The sequence below is a fragment of the Nakamurella deserti genome (assembly GCF_003260015.1).
Taxonomy (GTDB): domain Bacteria; phylum Actinomycetota; class Actinomycetes; order Mycobacteriales; family Nakamurellaceae; genus Nakamurella; species Nakamurella deserti.
On record NZ_QCXS01000001.1, the window covers coordinates 64,018 to 85,807 of the forward strand.

21 protein-coding genes and 2 tRNA genes are annotated in these 21,790 nt (G+C 69.2%); 17 read left to right on the top strand and 6 right to left on the bottom strand.

The features are described 5' to 3' along the window. Nucleotides 1-96: 96 nt before the first annotated feature. Together DB033_RS00210 and rpmH are read right to left on the bottom strand one after the other, a co-directional pair. The gene (locus tag DB033_RS00210) at nucleotides 97-570 is read right to left on the bottom strand and encodes a ribonuclease P protein component (RefSeq protein ID WP_205843578.1); all 474 of its coding nucleotides are present in this window, start codon (nucleotides 568-570) and stop codon (nucleotides 97-99) included. A gap of 55 nt (nucleotides 571-625) precedes the next feature. Further along, entirely contained in the window at nucleotides 626-763 is a 138-nt protein-coding gene (gene rpmH, locus DB033_RS00215) for a 50S ribosomal protein L34 (protein WP_111764927.1), read from the bottom strand. 481 nt (nucleotides 764-1,244) lie between these two features. On the opposite strand from rpmH, the gene dnaA reads away from it, so the two are divergent. The 12 genes from dnaA to DB033_RS20445 all read left to right on the top strand — a co-directional run bounded on the left by dnaA (nucleotide 1,245) and on the right by DB033_RS20445 (nucleotide 14,789). Continuing rightward, a complete protein-coding gene (dnaA, locus tag DB033_RS00220) occupies nucleotides 1,245-2,741 on the top strand; it encodes a chromosomal replication initiator protein DnaA (protein WP_420814014.1) in 1,497 nt (498 codons plus the stop codon). Nucleotides 2,742-4,065: 1,324 nt separating this feature from the next. Next, entirely contained in the window at nucleotides 4,066-5,223 is a 1,158-nt protein-coding gene (gene dnaN / locus DB033_RS00225) for a DNA polymerase III subunit beta (RefSeq protein ID WP_111764929.1), read from the top strand. Between the two features lie 110 nt (nucleotides 5,224-5,333). Continuing rightward, on the top strand, nucleotides 5,334-6,239 hold the full coding sequence (gene gnd / locus DB033_RS00230; RefSeq protein WP_111764930.1) for a phosphogluconate dehydrogenase (NAD(+)-dependent, decarboxylating): 906 nt from the start codon (nucleotides 5,334-5,336) through the stop codon (nucleotides 6,237-6,239). Between the two features lie 240 nt (nucleotides 6,240-6,479). Further along, nucleotides 6,480-7,679, top strand: coding sequence for a DNA replication/repair protein RecF (gene recF, locus DB033_RS00235; protein WP_111764931.1), 1,200 nt, complete (start codon nucleotides 6,480-6,482; stop codon nucleotides 7,677-7,679). Next, complete coding sequence (locus tag DB033_RS00240; protein ID WP_111764932.1) at nucleotides 7,676-8,206, top strand: DciA family protein; 531 nt, start codon at nucleotides 7,676-7,678, stop codon at nucleotides 8,204-8,206. Before recF ends, DB033_RS00240 begins: the two co-directional genes overlap by 4 nt. A 151-nt stretch (nucleotides 8,207-8,357) precedes the next feature. After that, nucleotides 8,358-10,328 carry a DNA topoisomerase (ATP-hydrolyzing) subunit B gene (gene gyrB, locus DB033_RS00245; protein WP_111764933.1) on the top strand — a complete coding sequence of 657 codons (1,971 nt, stop codon included), beginning with the start codon at nucleotides 8,358-8,360 and terminating at the stop codon, nucleotides 10,326-10,328. A 187-nt stretch (nucleotides 10,329-10,515) separates the two neighbouring features. Further along, a complete protein-coding gene (gene gyrA, locus DB033_RS00250) occupies nucleotides 10,516-13,191 on the top strand; it encodes a DNA gyrase subunit A (RefSeq protein ID WP_420814015.1) in 2,676 nt (891 codons plus the stop codon). After that, nucleotides 13,188-13,685: a DUF3566 domain-containing protein gene (locus DB033_RS00255; protein WP_111764935.1), complete on the top strand. Its 498-nt coding sequence runs from the start codon at nucleotides 13,188-13,190 to the stop codon at nucleotides 13,683-13,685. The genes gyrA and DB033_RS00255 overlap by 4 nt, the downstream gene beginning before the upstream one ends. 110 nt (nucleotides 13,686-13,795) lie before the next feature. Further along, nucleotides 13,796-13,869: transfer RNA gene (locus DB033_RS00260), tRNA-Ile, on the top strand. A gap of 24 nt (nucleotides 13,870-13,893) precedes the next feature. Then, nucleotides 13,894-14,019 carry a DLW-39 family protein gene (locus DB033_RS21225; RefSeq protein WP_240615659.1) on the top strand — a complete coding sequence of 42 codons (126 nt, stop codon included), beginning with the start codon at nucleotides 13,894-13,896 and terminating at the stop codon, nucleotides 14,017-14,019. A 26-nt stretch (nucleotides 14,020-14,045) separates the two neighbouring features. Then, nucleotides 14,046-14,118 (top strand) — tRNA-Ala (locus DB033_RS00265). A 365-nt stretch (nucleotides 14,119-14,483) separates the two neighbouring features. Further along, nucleotides 14,484-14,789 carry a hypothetical protein gene (locus tag DB033_RS20445; protein ID WP_157970419.1) on the top strand — a complete coding sequence of 102 codons (306 nt, stop codon included), beginning with the start codon at nucleotides 14,484-14,486 and terminating at the stop codon, nucleotides 14,787-14,789. Between the two features lie 95 nt (nucleotides 14,790-14,884). Here DB033_RS20445 and DB033_RS00270 read toward each other — a convergent pair whose 3' ends face one another. From DB033_RS00270 to DB033_RS00280, 3 genes are all read right to left on the bottom strand, one after another. Beyond that, nucleotides 14,885-15,400: a DinB family protein gene (locus DB033_RS00270; protein ID WP_111764936.1), complete on the bottom strand. Its 516-nt coding sequence runs from the start codon at nucleotides 15,398-15,400 to the stop codon at nucleotides 14,885-14,887. Between the two features lie 65 nt (nucleotides 15,401-15,465). Continuing rightward, complete coding sequence (locus DB033_RS00275) at nucleotides 15,466-16,026, bottom strand: alpha/beta hydrolase family protein (protein WP_111764937.1); 561 nt, start codon at nucleotides 16,024-16,026, stop codon at nucleotides 15,466-15,468. Next, on the bottom strand, nucleotides 16,023-16,460 hold the full coding sequence (locus DB033_RS00280) for a YdeI/OmpD-associated family protein (protein ID WP_111764938.1): 438 nt from the start codon (nucleotides 16,458-16,460) through the stop codon (nucleotides 16,023-16,025). The genes DB033_RS00275 and DB033_RS00280 overlap by 4 nt, the downstream gene beginning before the upstream one ends. Before the next feature lie 265 nt (nucleotides 16,461-16,725). On the opposite strand from DB033_RS00280, the gene DB033_RS00285 reads away from it, so the two are divergent. After that, a complete protein-coding gene (locus DB033_RS00285; RefSeq protein ID WP_111764939.1) occupies nucleotides 16,726-18,270 on the top strand; it encodes an MFS transporter in 1,545 nt (514 codons plus the stop codon). Between the two features lie 69 nt (nucleotides 18,271-18,339). Here DB033_RS00285 and DB033_RS00290 read toward each other — a convergent pair whose 3' ends face one another. Next, a complete protein-coding gene (locus DB033_RS00290) occupies nucleotides 18,340-18,750 on the bottom strand; it encodes a Fur family transcriptional regulator (RefSeq protein WP_170315446.1) in 411 nt (136 codons plus the stop codon). Between the two features lie 283 nt (nucleotides 18,751-19,033). Here DB033_RS00290 and DB033_RS00295 point away from each other — a divergent pair, with 283 nt between their 5' ends. The 4 genes from DB033_RS00295 to DB033_RS00310 all read left to right on the top strand — a co-directional run bounded on the left by DB033_RS00295 (nucleotide 19,034) and on the right by DB033_RS00310 (nucleotide 21,782). Further along, on the top strand, nucleotides 19,034-19,279 hold the full coding sequence (locus DB033_RS00295) for a DUF1490 family protein (RefSeq protein ID WP_111764941.1): 246 nt from the start codon (nucleotides 19,034-19,036) through the stop codon (nucleotides 19,277-19,279). 184 nt (nucleotides 19,280-19,463) lie between these two features. Continuing rightward, nucleotides 19,464-20,201: a DUF2020 domain-containing protein gene (locus DB033_RS00300; RefSeq protein WP_111764942.1), complete on the top strand. Its 738-nt coding sequence runs from the start codon at nucleotides 19,464-19,466 to the stop codon at nucleotides 20,199-20,201. 116 nt (nucleotides 20,202-20,317) lie between these two features. Continuing rightward, nucleotides 20,318-20,842, top strand: a complete 525-nt coding sequence (locus DB033_RS00305; protein ID WP_111764943.1) for a peptidylprolyl isomerase — start codon at nucleotides 20,318-20,320, stop codon at nucleotides 20,840-20,842. 34 nt (nucleotides 20,843-20,876) lie between these two features. Then, the gene (locus DB033_RS00310; RefSeq protein WP_111764944.1) at nucleotides 20,877-21,782 is read left to right on the top strand and encodes a rhomboid family intramembrane serine protease; all 906 of its coding nucleotides are present in this window, start codon (nucleotides 20,877-20,879) and stop codon (nucleotides 21,780-21,782) included. Nucleotides 21,783-21,790: the final 8 nt, after the last annotated feature.

Sequence of the window (21,790 nt, forward strand, 5' to 3'; positions counted from 1 at the left end):
TAGGCGCCGCCGAGTCGGTGCTGGACGCCGCTCCGGTCACCGGAGTCGCGTCTGCGACGTCGACGGGAACCGGTCGATCAGCGTCGGACGGGACGGTCACCGCGACCGCACCCGCTGGAGCGCGGTCCGCAGGTCACGACCGAGCTCTGCGCTGGTGGCGGTGGCCGCTGCCGGGAACGCACGGACCACGATGGCGGTACCGGGGGGCAACCCGGTCAGCAGCGGCCGCACCTGGTCGCGCAGACGGCGGGTGACCCGGTGCCGGATCACGCTGTTGCCGACGGCCGAGGAAACGACGAATCCGGCCCGTGCGGGTGGCACGGACCGGGTGGCGGTGGCGTCGATGGTGTCGGCGATGTCGCATCGGGTCCCCGCGGCCGCGGTGACCGGGGTCGGGTGGGTCACTGAACCCGATCCGTGCGCGGTACCGCGCCGGCCGGAGACCTCACCGGGGTCGCGGAGGAGATGCAGCGCGAGGTGCTTGGTGCCGGCGCGACGACCGGTGCGCAGGACGGCGGAGAACTCGGCCGGCCTGGTCACGCGCATCGCCTTCGTCAGCACGGGCAGCACCCCAGCATCTTCATCTCGGACCCCGGTCATCGGACCGGGCGGTCACTCACGACCGTCAGGCCGACAGCTCCTTGCGGCCCTTGCCGCGACGGGTGGCCAGGATGGCGCGGCCGGCGCGGGTCCGCATGCGCAGACGGAAACCGTGGGTCTTGGCCCGACGCCGGTTGTTCGGCTGAAAAGTACGCTTGCTCACGACAATGTCTCCAGGTTCACTTCAGGCACAGGCTGTTCGTCCGGGTGCCCGATGACGAAACGAGGGCAGCCCACAGGGGCTCGGTAACGCCGAGCTCCGAGTCGAGGGTACGGACTGACCCCGAGTCCGGTCAAGGCGAGCGCCGGGCGGCCGCGGCCCGGGGGAGCGCACCGCGGAGCGGGAACCGGGCCCGCGGAGCGTCCGACAGGCCCGGTTCGCACCGCTGCGATGACCGTCACGACACGCGGCCGTACCACGTCCGGAGCCCCGGATCGCCCCTTGTGGGAACCGGCTCGCTGTTGTTAGCGTCGCTCGGACCCACTCTCATTGGCTGAGTTATCCACCCCTGTGCACAAAGTGTGTGCACAACTGTGCGCGCGGTCGATGTGCCCGTAGGTTTGCACCGGGAACGCCGACGTCTGCGATGTGGTGTGTCACCACACCGGGTCCACAGAGCGGCACATCGAGGGGAAGCATGTCAGTGACGGGTCAGTCTCCGGACTTCGCGACGGTCTGGACGCAGGCTCTCGACGAGCTCGCCCCGACCGTCACCCGTCAGCACGCCGCCTGGCTCTCGTTGATCCGACCCATCGGTCTGCTCGAGAGCACCTGCGTCATCGCCGTCCCCAACGACTTCGTCCGGGACGTGATCGAGCGCAACATGTCCGAGCCGCTCACGTCGACGTTGTCCACCCTCCTCGAACGTCCGATCACGGTCGCGCTCACGGTCACCAAGGAGGAGTCCGACAACGGCGTCGCGTACACCCCGCCGACCCGCTCCGGTCTCGGCGCCGTCGAGATCCCCGAGCTCGAGCACGAGGGCGACGACGAGGCCGACGACGAGGCCGAGGTGATGGCCAGCGTGTCGGAGCTCTGGCCCGGCAACCACCGCGGCGCCGCCCGGCCGCCGGCGCCCAACGCCGAACCGCCGAACCCGGCGTTGACCCGGCTCAACGAGCGCTACAGCTTCGACACCTTCGTCATCGGGTCGTCCAACCGGTTCGCGCACGCCGCCGCGGTCGCGGTCGCCGAGGCGCCTGCCGCCGCCTACAACCCGCTCTTCATCTGGGGTGAGTCGGGCCTGGGCAAGACGCACCTGCTGCACGGCATCGGTCACTACGCACAGCGGCTGTTCCGCGGGATGCGGGTCCGGTACGTGTCCAGCGAGGAGTTCACCAACGACTTCATCAACTCGCTGCGCGACGACCGCAAGGTGGCGTTCCAGAAGCGCTACCGCGACGTCGATGTCCTGCTGGTCGACGACATCCAGTTCCTGGAGGGCAAGGAAGGCACCCAGGAGGAGTTCTTCCACACCTTCAACACCCTCTACAACGCCAACAAGCAGATCGTCATCTCCTCGGACCGGCCACCGAAACGGCTGGAGACCCTCGAGGACCGGATGCGCACCCGCTTCGAGTGGGGCCTGATCACCGACATCCAGCCCCCCGAGCTGGAGACGCGGATCGCGATCCTGCGGAAGAAGGCGGCCAACGACCGGATGAGCGCGCCCGACGATGTCCTCGAGTTCATCGCGAGCCGCATCGAGCGCAACATCCGCGAACTCGAAGGGGCGTTGATCCGGGTCACCGCGTTCGCCTCGCTCAACCAGCAACCGGTCGACCTGGCGCTCGCCCAGGTCGTGCTGCGGGACCTCATCGGCAGCCAGAGCTCCAACGACGTCGACGCCGCGACCATCATGGCGGTCACGGCCGAGTACTTCACCGTCAGCCTGGACGAGTTGTGCGGGCCGCTCAAGACGAAGTCGGTCGCCGGTGCCCGGCAGATCGCGATGTACCTCTGCCGTGAGCTGACCGACCTGACGCTGCCCAAGATCGGCCAGACCTTCGGCGGTCGCGACCACACGACCGTCATGCACGCGGCCAAGAAGATCAAGACGGAAATGGCCGAGCGCCGGCAGACCTACGACCACGTCCAGGAGCTCACCGCCCGGATCCGGGACCGCGCCCGCCGGGCCTGACTCGCCCGCCTGTCGCCGACGCGCGATCACCCGGCACCCGCCGCGCCTGATCCCCACGGCGGACCACCGGCGCCCGATGCTCCTGACACCCGATCACCCGGCACCCGCCGCGCCTGATCCCGCCGCCTGACTGCTGGCCCGCACGCCTGATCGCCGACGCCTGGTCGCCACGACCCATTCCGATGCCTGACCACCGGCGCCCGACCACCCCGGCACCGGATCACCGAGGCACCTCATCACCGCGGCAGCCGCGGCAGCCGCGGCAGATCGTCACCGGCCGCCAGCGGTCATCTGTCCGGTGCCGCTCCGGTGCCCGAACCCACGTCGAGCTCGATCGTCCCGACACCCCGGTCGCGTTCCCCCGCCGCCCCGCGCGACTCGGCCGCCCCGATCCACCGGACGATGTGCCCATCGCTCGGTCCGGCCCGACGATCGCGGGTCCTTTTCCGGTGGCACGCCGCCCAATGGGCGCGCGCTCATCCGCGCACGCAACGCTGACGACGTCCGATCGGCCGGTCGGTGCCGCAACACTCGTCCGTCCCCCGATGGCACGCCACCCGGCGGACGCTCATCCAGCACACGCAACGCCGACGATGTCCTGATCGCCCGGTGCAGCGACCACCGGTCCGTCCCCGGTGCCACGCCGCCCATCAACCCGATCACCGACGAACGCAGCGCTGCCTACCTGACCCGCCCGTGGCGACCAAACCCCTCCGCCCCATCGATCGGCCCAGCCCACCCGCACCGTCCGTGACCGTTGCGGCCACGGACGCCGGACAGGCCCGGCGATGTCCTCCTGAACGGGTGACGAGACCATCGGGCGACCCACCGTTCACTCTTCCAGCGGCAGCTTCGGGGCCCCGATGACCGGGATCACACGCAACCCTCCACAGGATGTGGACAACCCTGGGGACAACTGCCGAAGATCCGGGGGACAACTGACGGGTGCGCGGGACTGTCAACACCGCGGTGCCGGCGGCCGGAAACCGTCCACGGAGGGTCCCGGGACCGCCACACCGTCTGGTCTGGACCGATGCGGTCCGTCCACACCATCCACAGGACCTATTACTACTGCTGTTGTCTCTCTTGGAGAGAACTACAAAACACTGACGTTGGGGACAGCGGCCTGTGGACAGCAGTGGGCCGGGTCGCGGAACCCCTCGAACCACCAGGTGGGCGAAGGTGACGGATCGGGGGTGACGTCGTACGGTAGAGCGTCCGTGCCCGGGACGACCTGTGTCGACCCGGCGACGGACTCCAAGACCGGTGTGGACGTCGACGCCGGCTGTCGCTGTCTCACGTGGTTCGCCCCTGGAGGGTCTGGATGAAGTTTCGGGTCGCGCGCGAAGACCTCGCCGACGCTGTGGCCTGGGTCGCCAAGAGCCTCCCGGCCCGCCCGCCGGTGCCGGTCCTCGGTGGCATCCTGCTGACCGTCGACGAATCGACCCTCACCGTCGCGGGTTTCGACTACGAGGTCTCCACCCGTGCCGAGGTCAGCGTCGACGCCGACACGGGCGGCCGCGTGCTGGTGTCCGGTCGGCTCCTCGCCGAGATCGCCCGGGCGTTGCCGTCCGGAAAGCCGGTGGACATCGCGGTGGACGGTTCGCGGGTGACCATCGTCGGCGGCTCGGCACGCTTCAGCCTGCCGACGATGCCCGTCGAGGACTACCCGGCCCTGCCCGAGATGCCCAGCTCGTCGGGGACCATCGACGGCGCCGACTTCGCCGAGGCCGTCAGCCAGACCGCCATCTCCGCCGGTCGCGACGAGACGCTCCCGATGTTGACCGGCGTCCGCGTCGAGATCGAAGGCGACAAGCTCACGCTCGCCGCGACCGACCGGTTCCGGCTCGCCGTCCGCGAACTCTCCTGGCTGCCGTCCACCCCGCAGATCTCCACCGCGGTCCTCGTTCCCGCCCGCACGCTGGCCGAAGCGGCCAAGACCCTCGGCGGCTCCCACGCCGTACCGGTCACGCTGGCCCTCGGCGACGGGCTGCTCGGCCTCGAATCGGGCGGCCGTCGCACGACCGTGCGCCTGCTCGACGTCGAATTCGTCAAGTACCGCTCGCTGCTGCCGACCAGCCACACCACGACCGTCGAGGTCCCGGTGTCCACCATCACCGAGGCGATCAAGCGCGTGGCGCTCGTCACCGACCGCGGCCACCACCTCCGGCTGCAGGTCACCGACGGCGCGCTCACCCTCACCGCCGGTGGTGACGACGAAGGCCGCGCCGAGGAGCAGCTGCAGGTCGATGCGGACGGTGCCGAACTGCTGATCGCCTTCAACCCGACCTACCTGCTCGACGGGCTGTCCGTGCTGCGCACCGAGCGGGTCAAGTTGGCGTTCACGACACCCGCCCGCCCCGCGCTGTTGCTGCCGGTCATGCAGGATGACCGGAGCGAGGGGGGCGCCGCCGACGGTGACAGCACCCCGGCGGAGACTCCGTACCGCTACCTCGTGATGCCGGCCCGGTTGCCCGGCTGATCCCACCGGCCACCGGCCCGCTCCGCGAGCGGCCGCCACCGACCGGGGCGATCCGCCGTGACCCGGGAACCGTGCTCACCTCCGACCCGAACGCGAACAGGGGACCCGCAATGCAGATCGGCTTGATCGGACTCGGCAAGATGGGCGGCAACATGGCCGAGCGGCTGCGCGCCGGCGGCCACGAGGTGATCGGCTACGACCGGGACCCGAACTCCGCGCGCACCGTCGCCTCCCTGCAGGAGCTGGTCGCCGCCCTCGACGCACCCCGTGCCGTCTGGGTGATGGTGCCGTCCGGCGCGCCCACCCGCGCCACCATCGGTGACCTCGCCGAGGTGCTCTCCGAGGGTGACCTCATCATCGACGGCGGCAACTCCCGCTACACCGACGACCAGCTGCACGGTGCGATGCTGGAGAAGAAGGGCATCCAGTACCTCGACGTCGGCGTCTCGGGCGGCATCTGGGGCATCACTGAGGGCTACGCGCTGATGGTCGGCGGTACCGCCGACGCCGTCGCGCAGGTTCAGCCCGTGTTCGACACCCTCAAGCCGGTCGGCGCCGGTGGCTTCGTGCACGCCGGCCCCGTCGGCGCCGGACACTTCGTCAAGATGGTCCACAACGGCATCGAGTACGGGATGATGCAGGCCTACGGCGAGGGTTACGAACTGCTGCAGGCCGTCGATCTCGTCCCCGACCCCGACGCCGTGATGGCCTCCTGGCAGCAGGGAACCGTCATCAAGTCGTGGCTGCTGGACCTGCTGGTCCGTGCGCTCGCCGCCGACCCCGGCCTCGAGGACATCCGTGGCTACGCCCAGGACTCCGGCGAAGGCCGCTGGACCATCGAAGCGGCCATCGAGAACGCCGTCCCGCTGCCGGTGATCACCGCGGCGCTGTTCGCCCGCTTCTCCTCGCGGCAGACCGAGTCGCCCGCCATGAAGGTGGTGGCGGCGCTGCGGAACCAGTTCGGCGGGCATGCGGTGGGCAAGGAAGGGTCGTCGGACGCTGTTCCGGTGTCGTGACGGTCGTCGGGTCGGTTCGGACCGCCTCATCGCGACAAGGTGAAGCAGCACTCTTCGGCGGTCCGAACCGACCCGACTCGTCGGATCCCTGGTCTGGTTCCGTCAGCGAGTGAGCGGGAGCGGACGGCATTCCGCTGATCCCGGGACCGTGGGGCGTGGTGAGCCGTCCGTTGCCCGAGCGTCGTTCGGTCCTCGCTGTGTCTGAAGTCGTTCGCGTGGTGTGTGGAAGGTCGTGGGCCGGTGTATGTGAGGCACCTGGCTCTGTTGGAGTACCGGTCGTGGGCGGCGGTGGACGTGCCGTTGTCGCCGGGGGTCAACGTGATCGTCGGGCGCAACGGGGTGGGCAAGACCAACCTGGTGGAAGCGCTCGGGTACCTGGCGACGCAGTCGTCACACCGGGTCAGCGGAGATCAACCCCTGGTCCGGCGGGGTGCGGGGCAGGCGGTCGTCCGCGGAGCCGTCGTCCACGACGGGCGTGAACTGCTGCTCGAGCTCGAGATCAATCCCGGCAAGGCGAACCGGGCACGGCTGAACCGGGCACCGGCCACCCGGACGCGGGACCTGCTCGGCATCCTGCGGACCGTGCTGTTCGCACCCGAGGACCTGGCCATCGTGCGGGGGGACCCGTCGGAACGGCGGCAGTTCATGGACGAACTGCTGGTCATGCGTACGCCGCGGTACGCGGGCGTGAAAGCTGACTACGACCGGGCACTCAAGCAGCGGAACTCGCTGCTCAAGTCGGCCGGCGCCAGGCGCCGCTCCGGCGGTCCCGACCTGTCGGTGCTCGAGGTGTGGGACGAGGCTCTGGCCGACTTCGGCAGCCAGCTGCTCGCCGGCCGGATGGCGATGGTCGGTGCGCTGCGGCCGTACATGGTCGCCGCCTACGCCGACGTCGCACCCGAGTCCGAGCCCGCCGGCATGGTGTACCGCACCTCGCTCGGCGACCTGCCCGAGGACACCCCGGTCGAGGAGTTGCGCGTCGCCTACCTCGACGAGATCGCCCGCCGGCGGGGCAACGAACTCGACCGCGGCATCACGCTGGTCGGACCGCACCGCGACGAGCTCGAACTGCTGCTCGGTCCCGGGCCGGCCAAGGGCTACGCCTCCCACGGTGAGTCGTGGTCGATGGCGCTGGCGCTGCGACTCGGGGCGTTCGGGTTGCTCCGCGCCGACGGGATCGCCCCGGTCCTGGTCCTCGACGACGTCTTCGCCGAGCTGGACTCCTCGCGGCGTGCCAGTCTTGCCCGCTGGGTCGCGGGCGCCGACCAGGTCGTCATCACCGCCGCCGTCGGTGCGGACGTTCCCGCCGCCCTCGTCGGCCGCCAGCTGCTGGTCGAGAACGGCTCCATCACCGAGGTCGACACCGGCAGTACCCCGGCCGGGTCGGACGAGCAGGACGGCCACGAGCAACCGACCGCCGACCCCGGGACGCCGGCATGACCGACCCCGACGACGCCCCCGTCCCGAAGCGCGGCGCCGACCTCGCCCGCGAGGCGCTCGAGCAGGCCCGTGCCCGGACCGCCGCCCGCCGCGCCGCCGAGGGCCGCTCGTCGGTGGTCGGGCGGCGAGCCGCGTCGAACCGTCGTCGCTGGTCAGGGCCCGGTCCCGACGCCCGCGACCCGAAGCCGTTCGGCGCGCTGGCCCAGCAGTGGGTGAAGCGTTCCGGCAGCGCCGACGATCTCGCCAAGGCCACCGTGCTCGCCCGCTGGGCCGAGATCGTCGGGGACGACCTCGCCTCGCACTGCGAGCCGCTCAACCTTGTCGACGGCCAGCTGATCATCCAGGCCGAGAGCACCGCGTGGGCGACGCAGATCAAACTGCTCGGACCGACCATCCTGGGCAAGGTCGCCGCCGCGGTCGGACCGAACGTCGTCCGGCAGATCCGGACGCAGGGTCCGAGTCGCCCTTCGTGGCGGTTCGGCAACCGGCACGTCTCGGGTCGGGGACCACGGGACACCTACGGATGACGCCACGGGCCACTGAGAGGCCTTTTCGAGGGTCGCCGTCGGTCCGTAGCGCTAGGATGGACGGGGTAAAGCTCCGGAATGGGACCCAGCTCGCTGTCTGAGCCATCGACCCACTGGTCCGCCGGAGCTCTCGGACCGTCGAAAGAGACTCGTGGCGACCAAGAAGAACGAATACAACGAATCATCCATCACGGTCCTCGAAGGACTGGACGCGGTCCGCAAGCGCCCCGGTATGTACATCGGTTCCACCGGCGAGCGCGGCCTCCACCACCTCGTGTGGGAGGTCGTGGACAACTCCGTCGACGAGGCGATGGCCGGTCACGCCGACTCGGTCACCGTGGTGATGCTGCCCGACGGTGGTGTGCGGGTCATCGACAACGGCCGCGGCATCCCCGTCGGGATGCACCCGACCGAGAAGAAGCCGACCGTCGAGGTCGTCATGACCATCCTTCACGCGGGCGGCAAGTTCGACTCCGACTCGTACGCGGTCTCGGGCGGTCTGCACGGCGTCGGCATCTCGGTGGTGAACGCGCTGTCCTACCGGCTCGACGTCGACATCAAGGTGGACGGCAAGCTCTGGCACCAGCAGTACACGAAGTCCAAGCCCGGCAAGCTCACCGAGGTCTCGACCGTGCCGCCCGGCGAGACCGGCACCACCGTGACGTTCTGGGCCGATCCGGACATCTTCGAGACCACCACCTACAACATCGAGACGATCGCGCGTCGTCTGCAGGAGATGGCGTTCCTGAACAAGGGCCTCACCATCATCCTGCGGGACGAGCGTGCCCTCGGTGAGCACAACGAGGACGCCAGCGGCGAGGATGCCGTGCCCGTCGAGCGGGTGTTCCACTACCCGGGCGGCCTCGTCGACTACGTCAAGCACCTCAACGCCTCCCGGGTGGCCGTCCACGACTCGATCATCGGTTTCGAGTCCAAGGGCGACACGATGGAGGTGGAGATCGCGATGCAGTGGAACGACTCCTACACCGAGAGCGTCCACACCTTCGCCAACACCATCAACACCATCGAGGGCGGTACCCACGAGGAGGGCTTCCGCGCCTCGCTGACCTCGGTGGTCAACCGGTACGCGCAGGAGAAGAAGCTCCTCAAGGGCACCGACGACAAGCTGTCCGGCGACGACGTCCGTGAGGGTCTGGCCGCGATCATCTCCATCCGGCTGCGCGAACCGCAGTTCGAGGGCCAGACCAAGACCAAGCTCGGCAACACTGAGGCCAAGTCGTTCGTGCAGAAGGCGTGCAACGAGTGGCTGGCGCACTGGCTGGAGAGCAACCCGACCGACGCCCGCAAGATCATCACCAAGTCGATCGCCTCGGCGCAGGCCCGCGCCGCCGCGCGCAAGGCCCGTGACCTGGTCCGCCGCAAGGGTGCGCTGGAGATCGGTGGCCTGCCCGGCAAGCTCGCCGACTGCCGCTCCACCGATCCGGCCGCCTCCGAGCTCTACATCGTGGAGGGCAACTCGGCCGGCGGCAGCGCCAAGTCCGGCCGCGACTCGATGTTCCAGGCGATCCTGCCCATCCGCGGCAAGATCATCAACGTCGAGAAGGCCCGAATCGACCGCGTCCTGAAGAATACCGAGGTCCAGTCGCTCATCACCGCGCTGGGCACCGGCATCCACGACGAGTTCGACCTCACCAAGCTGCGCTACCACAAGCTGATCCTGATGGCCGACGCCGACGTCGACGGCCAGCACATCCGGACGCTGCTGCTGACGCTCATCTTCCGGTTCATGCGGCCGCTGGTGGAGAACGGCTTCGTGTACCTCGCGCAGCCGCCGTTGTTCAAGATCCGCTGGACGCGGGGCGAGCCCGACTACGTGTACTCCGAACGGGAACGCGACGCCGTGATGGCCGACGGCATCAAGAACGGCCGCAAGGTCAACAAGGACGACGGCATCCAGCGGTACAAGGGCCTCGGCGAGATGAACGCCAAGGAGCTGTGGGAGACCACGATGGATCCGACCAACCGCCTGTTGATGCAGGTCACGCTGGATGACGCCGCGACGGCGGACGAGCTGTTCAGCGTCCTCATGGGCGAGGACGTCGAGTCCCGACGGTCGTTCATCGTGCGTAACGCCCGCGACGTGCGGTTCCTCGACTTCTGACCTGGACCGGATGAATGGTCGTCGCTCAGAGTGAGAACGACGACCGGGCCGCCCGCGAGAAACGCTCGACCGTTGATTCACACTTTCTGTCCACATTGTGGATGGATCGCCGATGATGTATCCGCTGTCCGGCTCACTGCCGGAGCGCGCGGACCGAGATGACTGAGGATCCCCCGTGACCGATGTGATGCCCCCGGAACCGCCGGAGCACGACCGCACCGAGCCGGTCGACATCCAGGACGAGATGCAGCGGTCGTTCATCGACTACGCGATGAGCGTCATCGTGTCCCGGGCGCTCCCCGACGTCCGGGACGGGTTGAAGCCGGTGCACCGCCGCGTGCTGTACGGCATGTACGACGCCGGTTTCCGGCCCGAGCGGTCGCACGTCAAGTGCTCGCGCGTCGTCGGCGAGGTGATGGGCAACTACCACCCGCACGGTGACAGCTCCATCTACGACACCCTCGTCCGGATGGCGCAGCCCTGGTCGCTGCGCTACCCGATGGTCGACGGGCAGGGCAACTTCGGGTCGCCCGGCAACGACATGGCCGCCGCCATGCGGTACACCGAGTCGAAGCTGACGCCGCTGGCGATGCAGATGCTGATGGGCATCGACGAGAACACCGTCGACATGATCCCCAACTACGACGGCAAGACCACCGAGCCCACGGTGCTGCCGTCCCGCATCCCGAACCTGCTGATGAACGGCTCGTCGGGCATCGCGGTCGGCATGGCCACCAACATCCCGCCGCACAACCTGCGCGAGGTCGCGGCCGGCGTCATCTGGTCGTTGCAGCACCCGGAGGCCACCGAGGAGGAGCTTCTCGAGGCGCTCATCGAGCGCATCCCGGGGCCGGACTTCCCGACCGGTGCGCTCATCGTCGGTCGCGACGGCATCGAGGAGGCCTACCGGACCGGCCGCGGTTCGATCCGGATGCGCGCCGTGGTCGAGGTCGAGGAGGACGCCAAGGGGCGCACCATCCTCGTCGTCACGCAGCTGCCCTACGTCGTCAACCCCGACAACCTCGTCGAGAACATCGCGCAGCTGCACAAGGACGCGCGGATCTCCGGCATCGCCGACATCTCCGACGAGTCCAGCGACCGCGTCGGCATGCGGATCGTCATCACGCTCAAGCGGGACGCGATCGCCAAGGTGGTGCTGGCCAACCTCTACAAGCACACCCAGCTGCAGACGTCGTTCGGCGCCAACATGCTGGCCATCGTCGACGGCGTGCCCCGGGTGCTGCGCATCGACCAGATGGTGCACCACTACGTGGTCCACCAGATCGAGGTCATCACCCGCCGGACCCAGCACCGGTTGGACGAGGCCGAGAAGCGCGCCCACATCCTGCGCGGTCTGGTCAAGGCCCTCGACGCCCTTGACGAGGTCATCGCCCTGATCCGGGCGTCGGAGACCGTCGAGGTCGCCCGCACCGGGTTGATGGACCTGCTGGACGTCGACGAGATCCAGGCCAACGCCATCCTCGAGATGCAGCTGCGCCGGCTCACCGCGCTGAACCGGCAGCAGATCATCGACGAGTTGGCCGCACTCGAGCTGACCATCGCCGATCTGCGCGACATCCTGGCCAGCGACGAGCGCAAGCGGCTGATCATCGCCGACGAGCTCGGCGAGATCGTCGAGAAGTACGGCGACGACCGTCGCTCGAAGTTCGTCGCCTACGACGGTGACGTCAACGTCGAGGATCTGATCGCCGTCGAGAACGTCGTCGTCACCATCACCCGCACCGGCTACGCCAAGCGCACCAAGACCGACCTGTACCGGGCGCAGAAGCGCGGCGGCAAGGGCGTGCAGGGGGCGGCGCTCAAGCAGGACGACATCGTGGCCCACTTCTTCGTCAGTTCCACCCACGACTGGCTGCTGTTCTTCACCAACAAGGGCCGGGTGTACCGGGCCAAGGCCTACGAGCTGCCCGAGGCCAACCGCAACGCTCGCGGCCAGCACGTCGCGAACCTGCTGGCCTTCCAACCGGACGAGAAGATCGCCCAGGTCATCCAGATCAAGAACTACGGGGTCTCGCCGTACCTGGTGCTGGCGACCAAGGGCGGCCTGGTCAAGAAGAGCAAGCTGACCGACTTCGACTCCAACCGCAGCGGCGGCATCGTCGCGGTCAACCTGCGCGACGACGACGAGCTGGTCGGTGCCGTGCTCTGCGGGCCGGACGACGACCTGCTGCTCATCTCGGCCGAGGGTCAGTCGATCCGCTTCCACGCCGACGACGACGCCCTGCGCCCGATGGGCCGCGCGACGTCCGGGGTGCTGGGTATGCGGTTCAACTCCGGCGACGAGCTGCTGTCGATGGACGTGGCGCGACCGGGCAAGCACGTGCTGGTGGCGACCGCGGGCGGCTACGCCAAGCGCACCGAGATGGACGAGTACCCGGCGCAGGGCCGTGGCGGCAAGGGTGTGCTGACCGTTCAGTACGACCGTCGTCGTGGCAAGCTGGTGGGCGCCCTCATCGTCGACATCGACGACGAGATCTACGCGATCACCACCAGCGGCGGCGTCATCCGGACCACGGCGAAGTCGGTGCGGAAGGCGAAGCGGCAGACCATGGGAGTGCGTCTGATGAACCTGACCGACGGGGACCAGCTGGTCGCCATCGCGCGGAACAACGACGCCGACGAGGCGGTCGAGGCGGCGGTTCTCGACGCCGAGTCGGGTGAGACGCCGGCAGCGTCGATCGGTTCGACGACGGTGGTCGACGGCACGGTCGAGGACGACGCCACCGATCCGGACGCACCCGACACCGACCTGCCCGACACCGCCGGTTTCGAGCCGGTGGACGTCGCCGACCTGGCCGACGTGCCGGCCGAAGAGGATCCGGTCGAGGGGGATGACGCGTGAGCTCCCCGGAGCAGCAGTCGAAGTCCCCGGTGACGGCGGTCGGGCCGGGGGCCGCCCGCGGCACCGAGCCGGCTGCGGCGACGGCGGCGTCCACCCGCACGGAGGCGATCCGTCGGCCCGGTAAGCGGGCGCCGCGGATCACCACCCTGCAGCTCAAGCGGCTGGACCCGTGGACCACGCTCAAGGTGTCGCTGATCGTGTCGATCGTAATGTTCTTCGTGTGGATGATCGCGGTGGGCCTGCTGTACGTGCTGTTCAGTTCGCTGGACGTGGTCAGCCGGATCAACGCCGGTTGGGCGACGGTGACCAGCGCCGACTCGTCGGTGACGCCGTCGGACCTGATCACCGCGGGCAAGGTGTTCGGCATCGCCGCGGTCATCGGGGCGATCAACATCGTCATCCTGACGGCGTTGGCGACGGTCGCGTCGTTCGTCTACAACGCCGCGGCCGGGATGGCCGGCGGGGTCGAGCTGACCCTGGGCGAGCGCGACTGACCCGGGCTGCTGCGGGCCGGCAGCGACGGTTTGGGTTCTCCGCAGCGAGTGCGGTAACCTTGATCGTCGCTGCCGGACCGAGGTGATGGTCAGGCAGCGGATGTGTGTGAGGGCCTGTAGCTCAGGCGGTTAGAGCGCTTCCCTGATAAGGAAGAGGTCGGAGGTTCAAGTCCTCCCAGGCCCACTGCATGTAGTGAAAGGGTGTGCGATGAAGAAGCTCCTGGTCCTGCTGGGTCTGGCGGGCGCCGGTGCTGCCGTCGCCGCCAAGCGCAAGAAGGCCGCCGAGGCCGAGGCCGCCCTGTGGGCCGAGGCGACCGGCACCCCCCGCCGCTAGTACGTCCCGGCCTCCGGGCCGACCGAGGGGCCTTAGCTCAATTGGTAGAGCGCCGCTTTTGCAAGGCGGAGGTCAGGAGTTCGATTCTCCTAGGCTCCACAGATTTAACCTTACGCCGGAATGAGCCAGCTTCCTCAGGTCAATTTGGTCTGATCGGCTATGAGTGCCCTACCGCAGCGTGGGTGTCCTGAGCCCGAAGACCGCGCAAGGGTGGACAAGCATGTGCCGGTCAGTTCGGCCGAGCACGTAATGAGATCCAAACCTCGATCTGCGGGGACATGATGGATCCAGCCGTCTGGAATGCCGTGGCCGCGGTCGCTGCCGCAATCGCGGCTATGGTGGCCGCGTTTCAGTTGCTTCAGATACGTCGGGCAGCAAGGCATACCCGAGAAGCTGAACTGAACAGCGTGGCCGTGGTCACACACGTGGACAGCAGGCCCTCGAATTCGAGGACTCCCGGGCTGATGGCCGAGTGGCACTATCGTGTTGACGTCGTCAACCCCGGACGTCTGCCCATCACCAACGTCCGGACTGAAGTCCATTTCCCAGGACCGGTTGAACGCTCGCACCATGACGGGTCGAAGGACGTCGCTTCCGAAGTCCTTTCGTTCTACGTCCCTGTCATCGCGCCGGGCGGGATGAAGACTTGGAATCGCACGTTCTGGATGGACGGCGCGGCGGGGGCGAACATCAAAGAGACTTTCGCCGTGGTCGAATTTTCAACTGCGGACGCAGGCGATCGCAAGCTCCGTTGGCCGCCTAAGAGCTGAACGGCCGCGCTTAAAGGTGATGGGAGGGCCAGTTGGTCGGTCGAGATGAAGCTGGCAATCCTCGGCATCAGCCCGTGCCGTTGCGCGCAGTGCCGTCAGCCCATGCTCTTCTTGCCGTCGATGGTCTCGCGGATGATGTCCGCGTGACCGGAGTGGTGCGCGGTCTCGGCGGCGACATGCAGGAACACCTGGCGCACGGAACGGGTGGCGCCCTTCTCGAACCACGGGGCCTCGGGCAGCGGCCAGCGCTTGTCGAGGTCCTCGGACAGGACCAGCGCGTCGGTCCGGGCCGCGACCTCGTCGTACGCGGCGAGAATGCCGTCGACGGTCTCACCGTCCAGCATCCGGAACTGGTTGCCGTACGCGGCGACCGCCTCCTCCGACCATTCCATGCCGCCGCCGGCGATCGGTCCGCGGACGATGAAGTCCGCCCACTCGGTCTCGGTCGCCGACACGTGTTTGATCAGCCCGCCCACGCACAGCTCGCTGACCGTCGGGGTCAGCGCGGCCTGCTCGTCGGTGAGCCCTTCGACGGCGGACCGCAGGAAGTAGCGCCGGGTCTTCAGGATCTCCAGCAGGTCGGCCTGCTCGGGGGTGATGTTCTCGGTCATGACGTGCCTTTCCTCGGTGGGTATCACCAGGCTAGGAGGCCTTCAGGACAGTTGATGTCCTGAGGTCACAGGGTTGCCAGCCAATCCCGGACCGCACCGATGAGCGTCTCGTCCGTGCCGGGTCGTGGGTCGTGGCCGCCCGGGAGCCAGACCTGCGTCACCCGCCCGCGGACCTGCGGCACCCACTGCGCGAACTCGTCCGGCGAGCCGAACGGATCCTTCTCGCCCCCGACGAACAGCACCGGCACGTCGATCTGCGGGAAGTGCTCGACCCGCAGCTTCTCCGGCCGTCCCGGGGGGTGCAGGGGATAGCTGAGCAGGATCAATCCGGCCGCCGGAAGTCCCTCGGCCACGGCCATCGAGCACATCCGGCCGCCGTACGACCGCCCGCCGAGCACCAACCGATCGGGCGGCACTCCGACCGAGGCGACGAGGTCCGCCGCCGTCGATCGCAGATGGGCCACGGCGATGGGCGCGGGATCCGGCATCCGTCGACCCGACTGCCGGTACGGGAAGTCGATCCGTCGGCACGGCAGCGGCGCGACGGCCGCCTCCAGCGCGACCAGGATGCGGTTGTCCCGCGTCGCTCCGGCGCCGGGGGTCAACAGGAGCGCGCCGGGAGTCATCCGCGCAGCTTCGCGAGGACGGCCTCGACGCGGCGTTGCCGGGTGGCCTCGGTCTTGGCGCCCTCGACGGCGAGCACGTGCTGCCGCTGGTTGCTGTAGGACAGGCCCCCGAAGGCTCCGGCCAGCTCGGGCTCGGACGCGAGTGCCGCCGCCAGGTCGGCCGGCACCTCGACGGTGCGCGGCTCGGTGTCCAGCTCCACCTCGACCATGACCCGATCCCCGGCGGACACTCCCGCGCCCCGACGGATCTCCGCACTGACCGGCAGCAGTGACTTCCCACCCATCACGCCGACCGTCGTCCGGTAGACGAACCCGTTGAGGGTGACCACCACCGCGGGGTTCTTCGCCGACCCGAGGGACATCATGACCTCGGCCGGCACCTCGATGCCGGTGGCCGTCCTGCCGTGCAGCTCGAGCGTCGCGTCGAATCTCATGTCAGGAGTATGGCGTCCACCTGCGCGTGCCCAGAAGGGAACCGGAACGCGCATCGTCTGCGACGTGCAACGGTCGCCGCGGGTGCGGGTGCGGCCCGGGTGGGAAACAGGTGTGACGAGCGCCGGTTCTGCCCGTGGAGAAAATTCCGAGGGCACTGTCGGGCCCGGGTAGTAACTTCACCATCGGTCGGCTTCAGCGTCTGCAGCCGCGTGGTACCGGCCCCCGGTGCCGACATCGTTCGCTGCAACCCTCCCTGGAGCACCCATGACCGAGCGCGACGTCGTCTCGACGACGAAACCCGACGCCTCACAACTCGACCCCAAACGTTGGCTGGCGCTCGTCGTCATCGGCGTCTCCCAACTGATGGTCATCCTCGACGCCACCATCACCAACGTCGCGATGCCCAAGGCGGCCGAGGCCATCGGACTGCAGCCGTCCGACATCCAGTGGATGATCACCGCCTACGCGCTGCCGTTCGGCGCCCTGCTGCTGCTCGGTGGTCGTATCGCCGACTACGTCGGCCGCAAGAAGGTGCTGATCATCGCGCTGTCCGGCTTCGCGCTGGCCTCGATGCTCGGTGGTGCCGCGCACGCCCCCTGGCTGTTGTTCGCCGGCCGCGCGCTGCAGGGCGTCTTCGGCGCCATGCTGGCACCGGCGGCGCTGTCCCTCATCACCGTCACGTTCCAGCTGGAGAAGGAGCGCGCCAAGGCGTTCGCGGTCTTCGGTGCGATCGCCGGCGGTGGCGCCGCCATCGGCCTGTTGCTCGGTGGCTTCCTCACCGAGTACCTGTCCTGGCGCTGGTGCTTCTTCGTCAACATCCCGATCGCGGTCCCGGCGGCCATCGCCGCGAGCCGCATCCTGCGCGAGTCCAAGACCAGCAACCGGGGTCACTACGACATCCCGGGCGCCCTGCTCGCCACCGCCGGCCTCGCCGCTCTGGTCTGGGGCTTCACCCGGCCGACCGCCGAATCCGGAACGGTCGACCCGGTCACCGGGCAGCCGGAGCTGCTCGGGTGGGGCTCGATCCAGACCCTCGGCTGGCTCGCGGCCGCCGTCGTGCTGTTGGTGGCGTTCGTCCTCGTCGAGCGGCGCAGTTCCAACCCGTTGCTGCCCGTCCGCATCGTCGCCGACCGCAACCGCGCGGGCGCCTACCTCGTGGGCATGCTGGTCGGCGCCGGGATGTTCGCCGTCTTCCTGTTCCTGACGCTGTACCTGCAGATCTACGAGCAGTACTCCCCGATGCAGACGGGTCTGGCGTTCCTGCCGTTCAGCTTCGGCATCGTCATGGGTGCGGGGGTGGGATCCCAGCTGGTCCTCAAGATCGGCCCGCGTCTCGTGATCGCCATCGGTGCCGCCCTCGGACTCGTCGGCCTGCTGCTGTTCTCCCGCATCACACTCGAGTCGACCTTCGCGGGCACGGTGCTGCCGGCCGAACTGATCATGGCCTTCGGTATGGGCTTCATCTTCATGTCGACGACCAACCTCGCACTGGTGGGCGTCTCCAACGACGATGCCGGCGTGGCCAGCGCGGTCGTCAACACCACCCAGCAGATCGGCGGCTCGCTCGGCACGGCGCTGCTGTCCACGGTGGCGTTCACGGCGGTCGCGACCTACATCTCCGATCGAGCTCCCTCGCTCACCGATCCGAGCGGCCTGCCGCTGCTCATCTCGGAGGGCACCGTGCACGGTTACGGCATCGCCTTCCGCTGGGCCGCCGGCCTGTTCGCGCTGGCGCTGGTCATCGCGCTGGTCCTGGTCAAGGCCAAGAAGGACGACCTCCCGGCCGGAGCCGCCGTCCACATGGGCTGACCGCTCAGCGAGACGACGGACGGCGCGTGCCCCGCAGGGGGACACGCGCTGTTCGTCGTTCGCGGCGGTTCAGACGTCCGTGGCGGCCCTGCTGCAGGCCGCGCAGAGACCGAACAGCTCGACATCGTGGTCGACGTCGGTGTAGCCGTACTTCTCGGCGACCGAGCGGGCCCAGGTCTCCACCGCCGGAGCGTCGATCTCCTCGGTACGCCCGCACACCCGGCACACCAGGTGGTGGTGGTGGGACGGCACGGCACACCGCCGGTACAGCACCTCACCGTTCTCGTTGCGGACCGCGTCGACCGCACCCGCGGTCGCCATGTCCTGCAGCGCCCGGTACACGGTGGCCAGACCCACCGTCGAGCCACTCGCCCGCAAGCTCGCGTGCAGGTCCTGCGCGGAGACGAACTCGTCGGTACCCCCCAGCAGTTCGGAGATGGCCGCGCGTTGGCTGGTGTTGCGTCGCTGCACTGTCGTCATGGCTGCGCGCCCCGCCCCTTCTGTGCTGATGGCTGGTGTCCCGGCCGGTGATGACCGTCGCCGGGGCTTCCCCTCCGATGGAGTGTCCCCGCGAGGATACCGGCGCGTCGCCGGCGTCCCGATCCCTCGGGTTCACCCTGGCTACAACCCGGGGAGCTCCCTGGTTCTTCCCCGGTCTGTGCGTCCGACCAGCGACAACGTCGTCCGGCGCTGCTTGGCTGGGGTCAGCGCCACCGGGTGGTGGCGCCGGGACGCACATCGTCCCGGGAGCGAGGGAGACATCATGCTGGAAGCACTCGTCGGGATCGCGGTCGTCGGAGCGGGCGGGCTGCTCGCCATGGACGCACTCAAGGACACCCCGGTCGGTGACGCCCTGCGGGACACCGCGGTCACCGTGACCGAGGCCGGCATGCGCGGCTACGCCATCGTCGAGGCCGAGGTCGGCAAGCTCGTCGACGCCGCAGCCGGCGTCGTCGAGGAGGCCCGGGCCCGCGCCGCCGCCCCTGCTCCGGGAGGCGCACCCGCCTGACCCGCCCGCCGATCGGCGAGTGCCGCCGGTCCCGGTGGCGCACCCGCCCCGGTCGGTGATGACGGCATCTCCGGCCCATCCGCCCCGTCGGTCGCCAGCGACACCTCCGGTGGCGCCACCCGCCCCGGTCGTTCGCCGACGACACCTCCGGCACACTGGACGCCGGACGAACGGGGGAGCGTGCATGACGGTCCGACGATGGGGAGCCCGGCGGGTGGTGGCCACGGCCGCCGCCGTCCTGGTGGTCAGCGGTTGCACGACGACGACCCTGGAGCCCAGCTCGAGCACCTCGGCGAACGGTGCCCCGTCGTCCGGAGCGGCCGTCGCCACCGCCACCACCACCGGTGCCGGCTCGGCATCCACTGCGGCGCCGTCCACGACCTCGGGCAGCCCGGCGGGATCGACCGGGGAGCCGACGACCGTGGAGCCCGTCACGTCGTCGGCGGGCACCGCTCCGGACACCGCATCCAGCGACGGGTCCGGCCCCACCGCCCCGACGACGACGGGTTTCACCCCCGCGGTGGACGCCGAGGCGGTCGAGGGCGAGTGCCCGTATTTGTCCAAGGACCAGGTGCAGTCCGACACCGGCCAACGGATGGGCACGACGCGCATCCGCCCGGCCGAACCCCAGCCGGTGTGCGAGTTCGTCCGCAACGACGGCGACTTCCTGGCCACCGTCCGGGTGCTGGAGCTGGCCACCGACACCGCCGCGGTCGACGCCGTCGACTTCTACGTCCCCCGGGCCGGCTCGAATCCCGAGACGCGGCCGACCGGTTGGACGGGCGGCTCGCTGGCCACCGACGGTGGCAGCATCTACGGCGTGTCCAAGGGCACCGCCGCGGTCATCGCCGAGACGAACCAGAAGCAGTCGGTGTACGCCCGGCTCCTCGTCGTCCACGCCATCGAGAACCTCGGACTCTGAACCCGGTCACGGTCGACCCCACTCCGGCGCGTCGTCACCGGCTCACTCCGGAGCACACCTGGCGGGCGGGACGCCGGGCAGCGAGCGGTGCCTCCCGTCTCTGGAAGGATGGAGCCATGACTCAGACTGCGACCATCCACACGAACCTGGGCGACATCGTCGTCGAGCTCTTCCCGCACCAGGCCCCGAAGACGGTGGCCAACTTCGTCGGTCTGGCGACCGGCACCCGCGAGTACAGCTCGCCGAACGCCAAGGGCGAGGCCACCGGCCCGTTCTACGACGGCTCGATCTTCCACCGGGTGATGGACGGCTTCATGATCCAGGGCGGCGACCCGACCGGCACCGGCCGCGGCGGCCCCGGCTACAAGTTCGCCGACGAGTTCCACGGCGAGCTGTCCTTCAACAAGCCCTACCTGCTGGCGATGGCCAACGCCGGGCCGGGTACCAACGGCAGCCAGTTCTTCATCACCACCGGCAACTACCCGCACCTGAACATGAAGCACACCATCTTCGGTGAGGTGAAGGACCCGGCCTCGATCGCCGTCGTCGACGCGATCTCCGCCACCCCGGTGGACCGCTTCGACAAGCCCACCACGGATGTCGTCATCGAGTCGATCACCGTCGACGGGACCGACGACTGAGCCCGGTCGACCTGCGAACCCCGCCGGACGCCGGATGACCCAGCCACCCCCGGGCCACCAGCCCGCCGCCCAGGTCGGGACCGCCTGCACCTGGCATCCCGACCGCCACACCGCGCTGTCCTGCAGCCGGTGCGGCCGGCCGGCCTGCCCGGAGTGCCTGACGCCGGCGTCGGTGGGGTTCCACTGCAGGCAGTGTGTCGCCGAGAGCAACGCCCAGCGGCCCGTCGCGCGGACGATCGCCGGTGGAGTCGCCGGCCGTCAGCCGATGGTGGCCGTGGCGCTGATCGTCGTCAACGTCGTCGTCTTCCTGATCACGATGGTCCAGGGCGGCGGCGAGAGTTCGCTCCTGCGATCGCCGGTGTTCCGCGAGGGCGCGCTGTCGCCGATGTACGTGGCCTCGGGGGACTGGTGGCAGCTCGTCACCAGCGGTTTCCTGCACGGCGGCGTCGCGCACATCGCGATGAACATGCTGTCGCTGTATCTGATCGGCGTCGGCCTCGAACGTTTCCTCGGTGCGGCCCGGTTCGTCGCCCTGTACGGACTGAGTCTGCTCGGCGGCTCCGTCGCCGTGTACCTGCTGACCGAGCCGAACTCGCTGACCGTCGGCGCCTCCGGGGCGATCTTCGGACTGCTGGGAGCGTTGCTGGTCATCTACAAGCGACTCCGGCTGGACCTGCGGCAGCTCGGCGTGATCCTCGCGCTCAACGCGTTCATCACCTTCACCGTCTCGAGCATCTCCTGGCAGGGACACCTCGGCGGCTTCGTCGTGGGTGCGGTCGTGGGCGCCGCGATGGTCTACGCCCCGCCGAAGAACCGGCTCGCCATCCAGGTGGGCGTCTCGGTCGGGGTCCTGGTGGTGCTGCTGGCGCTGATCGTGGTCCGCAACGGCACGATCGGCGACTGGGTCTGCACCGTGAACGCCTGCCGTCAGATCGGCTGACCCCGGCG